Below are 10,707 nucleotides of genomic sequence, written 5' to 3'. Positions count from 1 at the left end.
TTCATGCGGATGATCATGTGGGGTAGTGTTAGGTCGCGAGTCCATGGGGCTTTCGAATGCGTCATTCTCTTCTCCTATTCCGCCAGCATTGGCGGCTTTTACGGGCAAACCCAGCCACTCGGGCTGGAAGGCATACCGGCTTTTGCGTAGCAGGGCGTGCAGAGGAAGTGGCCATTAGCCGGGTTGTAAGTGCCTTCTTCGGACTGCACATACTCGTCCGGTGTCATGTCTTCGAGCTTCGCCATATCAACGTACTCTTGAAGCTCTTCCGGGCGCTTGTCGCAGCCCTTGCAAATTGGCTTGCTCATCTCTCTTCTCCTACTGATGCCAAGCCTTAAGCCGCCGCTTCCGCCAAGTAGTCGTTCAGGCGATCCCGAAGGGTCACGTACCCGTTCAGAAGTGACTCGCTCTGCTGCACGAGGCCTTGGCCGTATTGAGGATTGCGGGACGCATAGGCGACTGCCGCACAGTGATCATTCCGCTGCCTGCTGATGCTCTCATCCAAACCGGTAAGGACTTGGAGAAGCTCGCCGCGCGTAAATGCGATGTTGATCATGTCTCTCTCCGGGGTTAGGCGGGGTCCCAAACAACGTCAGCCGACTGCAAGGAATGGCCGTTGATCGCGTCAACAAAAGTGTCCGCCATGTCACTGGCACCCTCTTCGCTGGTGGCTTCGAATGAAACGACGCGGCGACGGTTGTCTTCCTCAATGGGCCCGATAATCATCACCTGATAGACGTGACTTCCATCCGACAGCGGGTGCGCTTTGACTTTGACTGTGTGAGTCATTCTCTCTCTCCGTCCGGTGGGGTTAGGCGTCGATCTTGGCGATGTATTCGAGCGCGCCCTTGCGCGTCTTGAATGGGCCACAGACGTTGCCAAATTTCTTGGAGGTGACGTACCAGCGACGAGGGGCTGTCTTCTCGAATTCGTATCCCTGGTAAGTCATTCTCTCTCTCCGGTTGGTAGGTTAGAGGCGTTGCCGCCCGGCGCGCTCTACGTCGGATTTGCGTGCTCGTTGTTCGCGCTTGTCTTCGTGTTCCAATTCGTCCCAGGCCTGGAGAACCAGCGCGTTATAAGCCTTGCGCTCCCGGTCCTTTTTCACCTGTGCAAGATCGGCCACAGGACCGGCCAACTTCTTGTTCATGACGTGGCCACCTCTAGAACCGTCTGCGAAACCCGATGGCCGCGCCCGTGGTTCTTGCCGCCGCACGAGCATTCACACTTCATCACCTTGCCGGTGGCGTTCATGCAGCGCGCATCGCACTCGTGCTTGGTGGGGAAGCGCTTGTACTCAACCTTGCGCTCGGCGCGGTGGCGTTCACCGCAGACAGAGCATTGGCCCTCAAACTCACTCGCTTTCGTGGATGCGCCGCCCAGGTGGTAGACGTTGTCCAGCTGCACCGGCTGGCCGTTGCACTCAGCGAAATATTTGATGTTTGCCATTCTCTCTCTCCGGTTGGCCCCGCTGCCAGTCGGGAGGAAACAGCAGCGGGGCCTTGGGGGCTCCGGCGCGCCCCCCTTGGGGGATGGAGCTTTTCGGATTTGCGCCGGGTCAGCGTCGTGCTGATGGAGAGAAGTATATTCAAGCCACGTGAATGTTGCAAGCAAATAATTCACGTGGCTTGAAGCTCGCTTTACCGACTATTAGGAATTTGGGTGAGGATACGGGCGTCTGCCCGGGTTAGTCAGAGAAGATGACGGCTGCGATGAGCCAAGCCAAACCCCACGCAAACATAGAGAGCGTTCCGCTTATTCCGCCTTGAAAGGAGTGGGGTGTGATTTCAAAGAACACCCCTGCGACGGTCCCCCAAAGCAACCAAACTACCGTGTAGCCCGGGAAAAAGAACGTGTCCTTGATCCATTCCCATGCCTCGGAAATGGTAAACTTCCCGTCATTATTGTGGTCTTTGTAGTAGGCCATTTTCCAGGGCGACAGAAGGGCCTTGTCTTCGGGAGAGGGGTCAACCAAGCCAGCAAAATAGCCGTTTTCTTCAAAATCAGTGATATCTATTGCGTGCGACTGGCTGGTCCGACCAGTCGCCACAATGACCAAAGTGATAAAGAAAAGCGCGGGTGCCCAGTTTATCAAAGTGCCGTTACCCGGCTTTTGGGCGAATCTTTTCAATAAGACGATAGGGCAGCCCGGAACTATCGCCCAGATAGATCCAATCCAGCGTAAGGCCATAGGCGTCACATATCAGGATCGCCTTATCAAGCTCTGGCCGCCCTCGACCTTTTTCCCACTGATTGTAAGTGTTGGTTGCTATTCCGGAGCCGCGGCACATCTCAGCCTGACTCAATCCCAGCGCATCACGCGTGACTCTTAGGCGCTCAGCTATCGCATTAACGTTGCGTGTGGTGGGTGCGTCGGTTGCCATGACGATTATTGTGGCAGCATCGCTACCTGAAATCTGTTCATGTTCAAGTGGCTTGACAATATTCAAGTGGCGTGAATACAATGGTTGATGATGAGTGTTAATGAGATTCTTGATGCGCTCGGTGGCACGACCAAGGCGGCCCTGTTTCTCCAAGTTACGCCCGCTGCGGTGAGCAACTGGCGCGCGTTTGGGAGAATCCCGCCCCGCTATCATTTCCGAATTTTTCGAGAACTTCGAGTGCGAGGCGTGTCCGTGGATGAGGGCCGCTTTGAACGCTCTACGGGGGCTGATGATGCAGCTTGAGTTGTCGACGACGAGGTGCAGTGCGTGAAGTTTTTCGGGCAAGGCTCTTTCCCTTCGTTTGAGCCCGTCCCCTCAAGCTTGATTGCCTCCGATGGTACGCACGTAATTGAGGCGCAATCAAGGCGCGAATAGTTAACGCGACTTCTCGCGAGCACATGTAAAAGAATTTCGCCGATTGGTCGTAGAGCCATAACGCAGAGATAGAACGAGAAGGAGAGCTAGGACAATGAAACGAAACGAGCAGCATTCCATTGAGATCCGTAAATTCCTTGTCGAGAGCGTGGGGCAGGGCAGGGACATTTCCACACGCGAAGCCGCTGCGCTGGCCGGGATGACCGAGCGCAATCTCTACGCCGTTACGGAGGGGGCAACCAAGGACGCCGTGGCGCACCTTCCCGCGTTGCTGAACATCCCGCCCTTTGCCGAACGCTACATGGCAGCCAAGAGCTATGCCTGCACGCACGTCGGCAATGAAACCGGTTGCGAGTACGAGGCCTGCCAAAGCGTGATGGAAACCGTTGGGCAGATCGGGCCGATGATGCACGACGGCAGGCTTTGCCATGTCGAGAAACGCAAGTTGGCCCTGACTGTATTTCTCGGGCCGGTGCGCAAGATGGTGGCTTACATGCATCGCTGGCGCAGGCAGGAGGCCGCTGGCTGATGAGCGAAAACGACAAATGGTTTACCAGGGGGCAGTTCTGCCTCTCCGTTGGGGTGGTCTGTGGGTTCGGCGGTGCCGTCTACCCGCTTGTAGTGATCGGCGGCAACATTTGGGGGCAAGTCGCCCTTGTCGCCATTGCTGGCCTAGGGCTGTTTCTCGGCTGTCTCTGTCATCGGCGGGTGAGATACTGATGACCTTCGACCCCACCAAGCCAGTCCAAACCCGCGATGGCCGCAAGGCGCGGATTATCTGTACGGACAGGCGCACCACAGTCTATTCAATCCTGGCGCTGATTACCGAAAACGACGGCTATGAATACATAGAGTCTTATACAAAGGCTGGGCATCGGTATGGCGATGAAGATTGTGATTCATGTTCAGTAGACCTCATCAACATCCCAGAAGAGCCCAAGACCGCAAAGGTGTGGGTGGCGGTGTTTGAGGCCGATGGCGAAATCTACTGCACAAGCAGCTATCTAACGCGAAAGCAGGCACTAGAGAATGGCGGGCGAAACGCCATCGCCTGCGTACCCGTAACCATCACATACCGTCCCGGTGAGGGGCTTGAAGATGCATAGCCAGCGCGTTCTCTCCTGCGCTGAAGAGGGCAACCGGGGCCTGCCTAGCTCCCTGCCGGTTGTCCTGAACTCCCCCGCTGCTGCGCTAACCCGTGGCGGCGGGGGCTCTGTCCGCAATTCAAGAATTCGCAAAGGCAAGGTGCTGGCTATGCATGGCCAGTTTGCAAAAAGCCCCTTGCCACACCGTTGCCTCCTGCTCGATGGAGGGGCGCAGTACAGAGCCTTGGGCACAGGGCATTCGACTGCGCAGTCGGCAACGGCAAGAGCGATGCCATCGCGCGCACGGTTTGGATGCGAGCGGAAATCCAACAAAGCAGGGCGCACCTGTGAAGCCGGTGGAAGCCCGGCACTCAGTTCCCAGGGCTCCGGCCCAGCGGAGAGCGACACCTGCCGTAGTGGCGTGACAGCCGGGAGAGTACCGGCACCCTTTCACCGCCTCCAAGGAGTGCAGAGCAAGCTCTGTAGTCCCTGGGTGCGGCGGCGTTTCGGCGCGGTGAGGATTGCCTGCCAAGAGCCGAGCATAGCCCGGCTAGACGAGACACCGGGGCGTAAAACGGCGCGTGTGAGATGTTGCTCTACGGCGCACCCAGACCCACACATGAGCGGGGAGGGGTGATGTGAGCAAGAAGCTAAAGCCCGGCCTTGAGATCCCACCCGGAAAGACGCCCGCAGACCTCAAGCGCGTCGGGAACTGCCTGATCTGCCACACCGGGCTTTACACCTGGGGCGATGTCGAGAAGGCCAGCAACATTTGCAACGATGGCTGCTCGCATCCTGACGACATCTGCAAAGACCCGAAGTGTTGGGCAGAGCGCAAGCGAACCTACGTTGGCCACGGCGACAAGCGCAGGAAGATCATGAATCCTTGCAAGTTCCCGAAGCTCTCAAATCAGGTTTCGCGCCCATGAGCCCCACACAACGCAGCCTTAAGCACCTCCGCGACCAAGGCTATATGGCCGAAGTGGTAGAGCGCTGGGTACCGCGTGTGAACATCCGCAAGGATCTGTTTGGAGTGATCGATATTCTGGCCCTGCCGGAGGACGGCACACCCGTTTATGTGCAGACCACCACGGGCAGCAACCGAGCCGCACGGCGCACCAAGATGCTGGACTGCGAGGCATTGCCCCGGATGCAGGCAAAGGGCCGCGTCCTTCTCCATGCATGGCGTAAGAACACAAAAAACCGCTGGGTTCTGACGGAAGAAGAGGTGAGGGCATGACAGACAAGTCCACCGAAGGCGGCATTCTCGTGAACATGCCGGGCGGCGGCTCCAAGTGGGTGGCTCGGCCAGACTATGAGGAGATGGGCGTTCCACTGCGGTCCGGTGACTGGACCTCCGAAGAGGAGTATCTGCTGATCAAGCTGTACCGGCGATACGGAGCCAAATTCTGCGCCCGCACGCTGAACAGAAATGAGAACTCTGTCGTCAGCGCCGCGCGCCGCCTAGGCATCAGGGGCTCCCTGTTGAAGCCCGTTCGCATACCCCTCGCAGACACGCTGGGGAGGGTGGCTTGATGCACCGGGACTGGATTCTTCTCACAGATAAGGCGGCTATAGCGGCAACCTCCCGAAATAGACGACCGCGCATGACTGATGTGTTGAGCGCTGTATGCATGGTGTCCGGTCTCGACCGTGAAACTATCTGTGGCCCACGGGGCGCGCCAACCGTCGCATCGACACGTCAACTCGCCATGCTGGTAATGAGGCGACACTGTGCGGCGCGTTCAACGCCAGAAATAGGGCGGTTCTTATCGCGGGACCATACAACCGTCATATCCGGGTGCAGGTCTGCCGAGCGTCGGCTAGCTGAAGATCCGGAGTATCAGGATCTTTACGAAGCAGTCAGGGAGTACATCGGGATTGAGGGGGCGGCTGCATGACGAAACGCGCCAGCCTTACCCCCAAACAACGGGAAGCTATGTACGAGGCCCAGGACGGTTTCTGTGGCTGCGGGTGTAAGCGCGCAATTTATCCAGACTGGTGCGTTGCGGAGCATGAATGGCCTGTGGCGCTGGGCAACACTGGCAAGCCTGATGGCCTTTGGCACCCGCACTGCGCCAGCGTGAAGACCAACGGCACCCCAGCCACCACCTATGGCTCTGACAGGCACGAGATAGCCAAGGCGAGGCGGCTTGAAAAGCGCCGTTTGGTCGACAGTGAAAAGGTGTGCAACGGCAAGGCGTTAAGTGATTTTTCCGCACAAAATGATGGTTTTGGTCGACTCACCAAGCGCGCGAAGATCCGCAGCAGGGGGTTTGACAAGTCCCTCAGGAAGAAGATGAACGGAGAGGTGGTGCGCGTCGATGGCTGAATTTCCGGCGTTTCCATTGTTCACCGACGCCTATCTGGGAGACACCACACACCTCACGACGATTGAGCATGGAGCATACCTGTTGCTGTTGATTGCCATGTGGCGTTCTAAGGAAAACAAGCTCCCGAATGATGACAAGCTACTTGCTCGATACGCAAAGCTGACTGCGGGGCAGTGGAGGAGGGTCAAGCCCGTCTTGTGGCCCTTTTTCATAGAGTCGTCTGACAGCATTACCCAAGGCCGTCTGACAGACGAGGCCACTTTCGTCAGACAGCACAGTAGGAAGCAATCTGACAACGCGAAGTCTAGGTGGTTGAAAGATAAGAAAACAGGTGATGCCACGGCAATGCCAGATGGATGCCAAACGGATGCCCCCCACCCCACCCCACCCATAAAGAAAGAAGAAGCTAACGCTTCTTCCAAAGAAAGACGCCCGACGAAGGGTTCTCGGATTTCGGAGGATTGGGCACCGACGCCTGACCAATGCGCCAGCCTGAAGGCGGGCGAGGACGCATTCACCGATGAAGAGGTTGCCAGAGAGGTTCCCCGGTTCCGCGACCATTGGCTTGCGGCGTCGGGTAGCGGTGCCGTCAAGCGCGACTGGCTTGCCGCGTTTCGGAACTGGGTCCGCAAGTCCCGAGAGTTTCGGGACATTCGGGGTTCGCCTGCTGACGTTAGTGCGGCGGAAGACGAGGTTGACGCGATGATTCGAGAGGCCGCGAAGGAGGCGGATAGGCGCAATGGGAACGAGTTTTCAGGAAATTCAGGACAAGGTTTTGAACCGCCTGAGCAGCGTGTTCGACCCGCCGCACCCGAAGGTGCTGAACGGCCAGCCGAACCCCAGATACACGGCGGCGGTGCAGACCTACATGGAGGCGTTACAGCCATTCCAGCCCTGGGAGTTGGAGGCCGGAACCAAGCTTGCGCTGGAAAGCCATCGCTACAAAAAGTGGCCGCTACCGGCGGAGCTCCGCAACTGGTGCATTCAAGCCCAGCGGGAGGGAAAGCCGCGTCCAGTTCGTGAGAGCAAGCAGCTTGAAAGGCCCAAGTTCGAGCGGCCACCGCAGCCTGAACGCGACCGTCTGGCAATGCAGTACCGGGTGTTGATGGACAACTTTGGAGACAAAACTTTCACGCTGGCTGCCTGCAAAGCAGAAGCCCGCCGCCGTCTAGCCCAGAGAAAGGAAACCGCTAATGGCTGAACAACAGAAACCATTGGAAGAGGGTTGGGGGCGCTTGAACGCGACACCTGAGCAAGCCCACGCAATGGCCGAAGCGATCTGGCAACTGCTGGACGACATGCAATTCAAAGAGATCGGCGGCTGCGTGTGTGGTGGCGCCATTCTTCAAGCCAGAGAGGCCATAGAGCCCTTTGCGGACTATTTGGAGCTTGAGCCCCACGAGCGACTCCACACACCCCACAAGGAGCATGAATGATGGGTTTTTACCAGGACTACAAAAACGCGGTCGCAGCGCGTGTGGAGTCAGGCGTGCCCCTCCGGGCTCCAAAGAGCTGCCCCAACTGCCATGACGAGAGCGACTGTAGCCATGTTCTGATTTGCTGCACCGTCGCGGCCATTTATGGGGAGCAATCGCCTGAAAGGGAACAGCCATGACAGGAACTATTGTCGGGTTGACAGAAGGATCTCTACGTTGTCGGGGAGATATTCAAACAGCCGCCGCGCAACGGCCATTTGCGCGCCGACACAGGGCCAGCCTTTTTTCTGAGCTTCGTCGTCATTGGCGGCAATGTAAAATTCAACCTCTTGGGGCTCGCCTTGGTCTTGCCAGAGGTCGAATGCCTTTTGAGCCGCTTCGGTCTGCTGGTCGGCAAGTTCGCGAAGCTTCGACCAGATGCCATCCGGCACAGCATTCCGCCCTGCACCCCAGGATTTTACTGTATCTGGCCGGACTTCCAGAAAAGCTGCGGCCTCCCGCTGGGAGAGGCCGAGCCCTTGGAGAACGGAAGAGAAGAGGGTCAAAGCTGCGGTTCCCATGCGCCAAGCTTCGCAACCGCCTCTACTTCCTCCCACGTGTTGATGTCGGGATCATGGCTTACCTCAACCTCGTCAGCCATGCGCTGCGAAAAGTCGTTGGCATCGAGCGGAGTCTGGCTGCGCTGTGCGTTAAAGACCCGAGCGGCCTGAGCGGGAGTTTCGGCATAGCCGATAACGCTGGCGTCGGTGGTGTTGTCGTCGAGAACGGGAATCTTGGTGGTCATTTTCAGGCCCTTTCGCCCCTTGCGGCGGGCCATCCCGCCGCGTTGTTGATGATTATCATATATACACCGTTGGTGTATTTTCAAGGGCAGGGCAAAGAAAATGCGAGGAACAGCCATGACAGACTCAGTAAACACTCGCCAGACAGAGGCCCTGGAGCGGATAGCGGACAGCCTTGAGGGGCTTCATATGCAGGCGCACATGCAGACCTCGATGCGTTTGTTCGGCCTGTCGGACGCAGAGCGGGACGCCATGGAGAAGATTATCAAAATCTACGAGGCCGCCCTTGCAGCACGCAAACAGAAGGAAGAGGACTTATGACTAAATACGAGAAGCCTGTATGCCGTGGTTCTATTGCTTTTGGGAATCACTGTGGTCACTGCGAGAAGTGCAAGGACGAAATGGAACAGATGGAGAAAGCAAGACTACAGCAGGGGGCTATGCTTGGTGGAATTGCTTCGGTGCGTCCGTACGCTACGGCTACGGGCCCAAAGTGCCCTCACTGTGGCGTGCATCATGAGTCAGGGTGCCCATTATCGAGGGCCGTCGAATACTACCCCAACGGCACTATCAAGCGCATTGAATGGTGAAGCCCTAATGCCATCACGTGAACCCATAGACTGGCAGGAACGTCACAGTCCCACGGTACTGGTGGAGAACGTTGTCTCTCACCAGGGCAAGCGGACGAGGGTGGCGTATAGGCAGCGCCGTGCCGATCAGCGCCTATTGGACAGCCTGACGGCGGATGAGCATCAGGCCTGGGCTGAAATAGAGAGGGTCTGGGCTCACATAACCCACGGCATGACGGCGAAGGCGCAGTTATTCGAGAGACGCGACAGAGGGCGCGTGGAGCCGTCTGAGGTGACGGCGGGCCAGATGCAAACCTATCGACGTTGGCGCAGCCGAGTGCCCTCCGGAGAGCGCTCAGTCATCATCGAAATCATCTGCGAGGGCAAGAGCCCAAGCCGGGTGAGTAAAGAGCGCCGCAAGGATACTCATTGGGGCAGGCGAGTGCTGGGCAAGGGCTTGGGAACGTGGAATGAAATAAGCGGTAGGTGTTGACGGATTCAACAAACTTCGTTATACATATCTCTGTGATCGGGCTCTATGGGTTCGATCAGCTTTAAGGCCCGTCAGCGATGCCCCGTTGGCGGGTTTCTGATTCAAGAGCGGTGACAGCCGCCGTCTAAGTTCAGCGTAGTAGAGTCAGGCCCTACTTACACGGTTTCGGCTTAGACCGGCGATGCGGTTTAACCGGAACCGGTTTGGGGCCGGGCTTCTTCCCTGGCCGAACAGTCCGCTTTACCTTACGACAAGGCATAGCTTCCTCCTTTTATCCATGAAGGGATTGAGCCCTTCGCCCCAAGACGCCTCATGCGCCTGCCCGTAGGGCGCGCTCGGGAATTGGAGGGAAAAAGAGACGGCGACTGTCAACTACACAGCATATTCAAGGTTCTCTAGCTGCGCCAGTCTTTCAACTGATGGGCGAGAAGGAATTCCTATGCGTGAGTACGACATCTAATCCATGCCCTACATCACCAAACGCCACAAACGAGCCACAGCCCATTCCAATGGGGTTTAGGAAATGGCCATGACGGACATGAAATCGCTGCAGTTGCGCAGGATTGAACGCCTCATTCAACAGGAGCAGGACAACATTGATGCGTGGCAGGAGATCCTGGCCTTTTGTGAGAGGGCCCGAGAGCGCGGTGACACTGGAACCATCAAGATCAATCGGCCTTCGCCCGCATGACTGGGCAACACCCGCCCTATGACGCAACCTGTGCCGCGCGGCTGTTCTCCGGCATGGATGCTGATAAGGCCGTACGCCATATCTGCGAGGAAGAGGGCATGCCTTCCATGAAGACATTGAAGCACTGGCGCAAGACGAACCGGGAGTTTCGGGAAGGCTATGCAGCGGCAATGGAGCGGAAGCGTGAAAGGGTCAACCGGACTGACTTAAATGGCTAAGGCAAAAACAGATATCCGCTCTTTGGCGCGAACTCACACAGAGGCGGCGGTTAAGACATTGGTTGGCATCATGAATCAGCCCAAGGCCCAGCCTGCCGCCCGCGTTGCAGCCGCTAATGCCCTGCTTGATCGGGGATGGGGTAAGGCAGCCCAGCCATTGACGGGCGAAGACGGCGAGGGGCCTTTGGTTATTCAGGTCGTGAAGTTTGCCGACTGTCCGTCTGCCGAATAGCTGGCAGCCCCGCAGCTATCAGCTTCCTCTCTGGACATATTTGGAACAAGGC

24 protein-coding genes and 1 pseudogene are annotated in these 10,707 nt (G+C 57.5%); 15 read left to right on the top strand and 10 right to left on the bottom strand.

Annotated features, from left to right (window positions below; translation table 11 throughout):
- Nucleotides 1–98: 98 nt before the first annotated feature.
- From HBA54_RS04325 to HBA54_RS30000, 8 genes are all read right to left on the bottom strand, one after another.
- A complete protein-coding gene (locus tag HBA54_RS04325) occupies nucleotides 99–308 on the bottom strand; it encodes a hypothetical protein (RefSeq protein ID WP_167221715.1) in 210 nt (69 codons plus the stop codon).
- A 26-nt stretch (nucleotides 309–334) separates the two neighbouring features.
- Nucleotides 335–556, bottom strand: a complete 222-nt coding sequence (locus HBA54_RS04320; RefSeq protein ID WP_167221712.1) for a hypothetical protein — start codon at nucleotides 554–556, stop codon at nucleotides 335–337.
- Nucleotides 557–570: 14 nt separating this feature from the next.
- Nucleotides 571–789 carry a hypothetical protein gene (locus tag HBA54_RS04315; protein WP_167221710.1) on the bottom strand — a complete coding sequence of 73 codons (219 nt, stop codon included), beginning with the start codon at nucleotides 787–789 and terminating at the stop codon, nucleotides 571–573.
- Between the two features lie 22 nt (nucleotides 790–811).
- Nucleotides 812–949: a hypothetical protein gene (locus tag HBA54_RS04310; protein ID WP_167221708.1), complete on the bottom strand. Its 138-nt coding sequence runs from the start codon at nucleotides 947–949 to the stop codon at nucleotides 812–814.
- A 21-nt stretch (nucleotides 950–970) separates the two neighbouring features.
- Nucleotides 971–1,147 (bottom strand): hypothetical protein, encoded by a 177-nt coding sequence (locus tag HBA54_RS04305; protein ID WP_167221706.1) that lies wholly within the window; start codon nucleotides 1,145–1,147, stop codon nucleotides 971–973.
- Nucleotides 1,144–1,446, bottom strand: coding sequence for a hypothetical protein (locus tag HBA54_RS04300; RefSeq protein ID WP_167220918.1), 303 nt, complete (start codon nucleotides 1,444–1,446; stop codon nucleotides 1,144–1,146). Before HBA54_RS04300 ends, HBA54_RS04305 begins: the two co-directional genes overlap by 4 nt.
- 238 nt (nucleotides 1,447–1,684) lie before the next feature.
- Nucleotides 1,685–2,092, bottom strand: coding sequence for a hypothetical protein (locus HBA54_RS04295; protein ID WP_205944394.1), 408 nt, complete (start codon nucleotides 2,090–2,092; stop codon nucleotides 1,685–1,687).
- 7 nt (nucleotides 2,093–2,099) lie between these two features.
- Nucleotides 2,100–2,726 (bottom strand): helix-turn-helix domain-containing protein, encoded by a 627-nt coding sequence (locus HBA54_RS30000; RefSeq protein ID WP_167221703.1) that lies wholly within the window; start codon nucleotides 2,724–2,726, stop codon nucleotides 2,100–2,102.
- A gap of 184 nt (nucleotides 2,727–2,910) precedes the next feature.
- On the opposite strand from HBA54_RS30000, the gene HBA54_RS04285 reads away from it, so the two are divergent.
- From HBA54_RS04285 to HBA54_RS04240, 11 genes and pseudogenes are all read left to right on the top strand, one after another.
- On the top strand, nucleotides 2,911–3,345 hold the full coding sequence (locus HBA54_RS04285; protein ID WP_167221701.1) for a hypothetical protein: 435 nt from the start codon (nucleotides 2,911–2,913) through the stop codon (nucleotides 3,343–3,345).
- Nucleotides 3,345–3,536: a hypothetical protein gene (locus HBA54_RS04280; protein ID WP_167221699.1), complete on the top strand. Its 192-nt coding sequence runs from the start codon at nucleotides 3,345–3,347 to the stop codon at nucleotides 3,534–3,536. The genes HBA54_RS04285 and HBA54_RS04280 overlap by 1 nt, the downstream gene beginning before the upstream one ends.
- Complete coding sequence (locus tag HBA54_RS04275; protein WP_167221697.1) at nucleotides 3,536–3,922, top strand: hypothetical protein; 387 nt, start codon at nucleotides 3,536–3,538, stop codon at nucleotides 3,920–3,922. The genes HBA54_RS04280 and HBA54_RS04275 overlap by 1 nt, the downstream gene beginning before the upstream one ends.
- A gap of 617 nt (nucleotides 3,923–4,539) precedes the next feature.
- Nucleotides 4,540–4,830 carry a hypothetical protein gene (locus HBA54_RS04270; protein ID WP_167221695.1) on the top strand — a complete coding sequence of 97 codons (291 nt, stop codon included), beginning with the start codon at nucleotides 4,540–4,542 and terminating at the stop codon, nucleotides 4,828–4,830.
- Nucleotides 4,827–5,141, top strand: a complete 315-nt coding sequence (locus tag HBA54_RS04265) for a hypothetical protein (protein WP_167221693.1) — start codon at nucleotides 4,827–4,829, stop codon at nucleotides 5,139–5,141. The genes HBA54_RS04270 and HBA54_RS04265 overlap by 4 nt, the downstream gene beginning before the upstream one ends.
- A complete protein-coding gene (locus tag HBA54_RS04260; protein ID WP_167221691.1) occupies nucleotides 5,138–5,437 on the top strand; it encodes an SANT/Myb-like DNA-binding domain-containing protein in 300 nt (99 codons plus the stop codon). The genes HBA54_RS04265 and HBA54_RS04260 overlap by 4 nt, the downstream gene beginning before the upstream one ends.
- Nucleotides 5,437–5,802 carry a helix-turn-helix domain-containing protein gene (locus HBA54_RS29830; protein WP_367575701.1) on the top strand — a complete coding sequence of 122 codons (366 nt, stop codon included), beginning with the start codon at nucleotides 5,437–5,439 and terminating at the stop codon, nucleotides 5,800–5,802. Before HBA54_RS04260 ends, HBA54_RS29830 begins: the two co-directional genes overlap by 1 nt.
- Nucleotides 5,799–6,233: a hypothetical protein gene (locus tag HBA54_RS04250; protein ID WP_167221687.1), complete on the top strand. Its 435-nt coding sequence runs from the start codon at nucleotides 5,799–5,801 to the stop codon at nucleotides 6,231–6,233. Before HBA54_RS29830 ends, HBA54_RS04250 begins: the two co-directional genes overlap by 4 nt.
- Nucleotides 6,226–6,480 (top strand): annotated as a pseudogene (locus tag HBA54_RS29825) (DUF1376 domain-containing protein); the annotation flags it as partial. The gene HBA54_RS04250 and the pseudogene HBA54_RS29825, both read left to right, overlap by 8 nt.
- Nucleotides 6,481–6,973: 493 nt before the next feature.
- The gene (locus HBA54_RS28950) at nucleotides 6,974–7,435 is read left to right on the top strand and encodes a hypothetical protein (protein WP_240932487.1); all 462 of its coding nucleotides are present in this window, start codon (nucleotides 6,974–6,976) and stop codon (nucleotides 7,433–7,435) included.
- Entirely contained in the window at nucleotides 7,428–7,670 is a 243-nt protein-coding gene (locus HBA54_RS04240) for a hypothetical protein (protein WP_167221683.1), read from the top strand. The genes HBA54_RS28950 and HBA54_RS04240 overlap by 8 nt, the downstream gene beginning before the upstream one ends.
- Nucleotides 7,671–7,855: 185 nt before the next feature.
- On the opposite strand, the gene HBA54_RS04235 is transcribed toward HBA54_RS04240, so the two are convergent.
- On the bottom strand, nucleotides 7,856–8,215 hold the full coding sequence (locus tag HBA54_RS04235; protein ID WP_167221681.1) for a helix-turn-helix domain-containing protein: 360 nt from the start codon (nucleotides 8,213–8,215) through the stop codon (nucleotides 7,856–7,858).
- The gene (locus HBA54_RS04230; protein WP_167221679.1) at nucleotides 8,212–8,571 is read right to left on the bottom strand and encodes a hypothetical protein; all 360 of its coding nucleotides are present in this window, start codon (nucleotides 8,569–8,571) and stop codon (nucleotides 8,212–8,214) included. Before HBA54_RS04230 ends, HBA54_RS04235 begins: the two co-directional genes overlap by 4 nt.
- Between HBA54_RS04230 and HBA54_RS04225 the strand changes: the two genes are divergently transcribed.
- The 4 genes from HBA54_RS04225 (at nucleotide 8,570) to HBA54_RS04215 (ending at nucleotide 10,655) form a co-directional block, all read left to right on the top strand.
- On the top strand, nucleotides 8,570–8,773 hold the full coding sequence (locus tag HBA54_RS04225) for a hypothetical protein (protein ID WP_167221677.1): 204 nt from the start codon (nucleotides 8,570–8,572) through the stop codon (nucleotides 8,771–8,773). The two genes, HBA54_RS04230 and HBA54_RS04225, sit on opposite strands and share 2 nt — an antisense overlap.
- Before the next feature lie 1,270 nt (nucleotides 8,774–10,043).
- A complete protein-coding gene (locus HBA54_RS04220) occupies nucleotides 10,044–10,205 on the top strand; it encodes a hypothetical protein (protein ID WP_167221675.1) in 162 nt (53 codons plus the stop codon).
- On the top strand, nucleotides 10,202–10,423 hold the full coding sequence (locus HBA54_RS29820; protein ID WP_367575700.1) for a terminase small subunit-like protein: 222 nt from the start codon (nucleotides 10,202–10,204) through the stop codon (nucleotides 10,421–10,423). Before HBA54_RS04220 ends, HBA54_RS29820 begins: the two co-directional genes overlap by 4 nt.
- Complete coding sequence (locus HBA54_RS04215) at nucleotides 10,416–10,655, top strand: hypothetical protein (RefSeq protein ID WP_167221673.1); 240 nt, start codon at nucleotides 10,416–10,418, stop codon at nucleotides 10,653–10,655. The genes HBA54_RS29820 and HBA54_RS04215 overlap by 8 nt, the downstream gene beginning before the upstream one ends.
- The last annotated feature ends 52 nt before the right edge of the window (nucleotides 10,656–10,707 follow it).

Source organism: Pelagibius litoralis (assembly GCF_011683915.1).
GTDB lineage: Bacteria > Pseudomonadota > Alphaproteobacteria > Kiloniellales > Kiloniellaceae > Pelagibius > Pelagibius litoralis.
The sequence above is the reverse complement of the archived record's forward strand: the minus strand, read 5'-3'. Positions and strand labels throughout refer to the sequence as shown.

Excerpts from the sequence above, each read along its gene's own strand:
- HBA54_RS04325 (WP_167221715.1), bottom strand. The coding sequence starts at position 308 with ATGAGCAAGCCAATTTGCAAGGGCTGCGACAAGCGCCCGGAAGAGCTT.
- HBA54_RS04320 (WP_167221712.1), bottom strand. The coding sequence starts at position 556 with ATGATCAACATCGCATTTACGCGCGGCGAGCTTCTCCAAGTCCTTACC.
- HBA54_RS04315 (WP_167221710.1), bottom strand. The coding sequence starts at position 789 with ATGACTCACACAGTCAAAGTCAAAGCGCACCCGCTGTCGGATGGAAGT.
- HBA54_RS04310 (WP_167221708.1), bottom strand. The coding sequence starts at position 949 with ATGACTTACCAGGGATACGAATTCGAGAAGACAGCCCCTCGTCGCTGG.
- HBA54_RS04305 (WP_167221706.1), bottom strand. The coding sequence starts at position 1,147 with ATGAACAAGAAGTTGGCCGGTCCTGTGGCCGATCTTGCACAGGTGAAA.
- HBA54_RS04300 (WP_167220918.1), bottom strand. The coding sequence starts at position 1,446 with ATGGCAAACATCAAATATTTCGCTGAGTGCAACGGCCAGCCGGTGCAG.
- HBA54_RS04285 (WP_167221701.1), top strand. The coding sequence starts at position 2,911 with ATGAAACGAAACGAGCAGCATTCCATTGAGATCCGTAAATTCCTTGTC.
- HBA54_RS04280 (WP_167221699.1), top strand. The coding sequence starts at position 3,345 with ATGAGCGAAAACGACAAATGGTTTACCAGGGGGCAGTTCTGCCTCTCC.
- HBA54_RS04275 (WP_167221697.1), top strand. The coding sequence starts at position 3,536 with ATGACCTTCGACCCCACCAAGCCAGTCCAAACCCGCGATGGCCGCAAG.
- HBA54_RS04265 (WP_167221693.1), top strand. The coding sequence starts at position 4,827 with ATGAGCCCCACACAACGCAGCCTTAAGCACCTCCGCGACCAAGGCTAT.
- HBA54_RS04260 (WP_167221691.1), top strand. The coding sequence starts at position 5,138 with ATGACAGACAAGTCCACCGAAGGCGGCATTCTCGTGAACATGCCGGGC.
- HBA54_RS29830 (WP_367575701.1), top strand. The coding sequence starts at position 5,437 with ATGCACCGGGACTGGATTCTTCTCACAGATAAGGCGGCTATAGCGGCA.
- HBA54_RS04250 (WP_167221687.1), top strand. The coding sequence starts at position 5,799 with ATGACGAAACGCGCCAGCCTTACCCCCAAACAACGGGAAGCTATGTAC.
- HBA54_RS28950 (WP_240932487.1), top strand. The coding sequence starts at position 6,974 with ATGGGAACGAGTTTTCAGGAAATTCAGGACAAGGTTTTGAACCGCCTG.
- HBA54_RS04240 (WP_167221683.1), top strand. The coding sequence starts at position 7,428 with ATGGCTGAACAACAGAAACCATTGGAAGAGGGTTGGGGGCGCTTGAAC.
- HBA54_RS04225 (WP_167221677.1), top strand. The coding sequence starts at position 8,570 with ATGACAGACTCAGTAAACACTCGCCAGACAGAGGCCCTGGAGCGGATA.
- HBA54_RS04230 (WP_167221679.1), bottom strand. The coding sequence starts at position 8,571 with ATGGCTGTTCCTCGCATTTTCTTTGCCCTGCCCTTGAAAATACACCAA.
- HBA54_RS04220 (WP_167221675.1), top strand. The coding sequence starts at position 10,044 with ATGACGGACATGAAATCGCTGCAGTTGCGCAGGATTGAACGCCTCATT.
- HBA54_RS29820 (WP_367575700.1), top strand. The coding sequence starts at position 10,202 with ATGACTGGGCAACACCCGCCCTATGACGCAACCTGTGCCGCGCGGCTG.
- HBA54_RS04215 (WP_167221673.1), top strand. The coding sequence starts at position 10,416 with ATGGCTAAGGCAAAAACAGATATCCGCTCTTTGGCGCGAACTCACACA.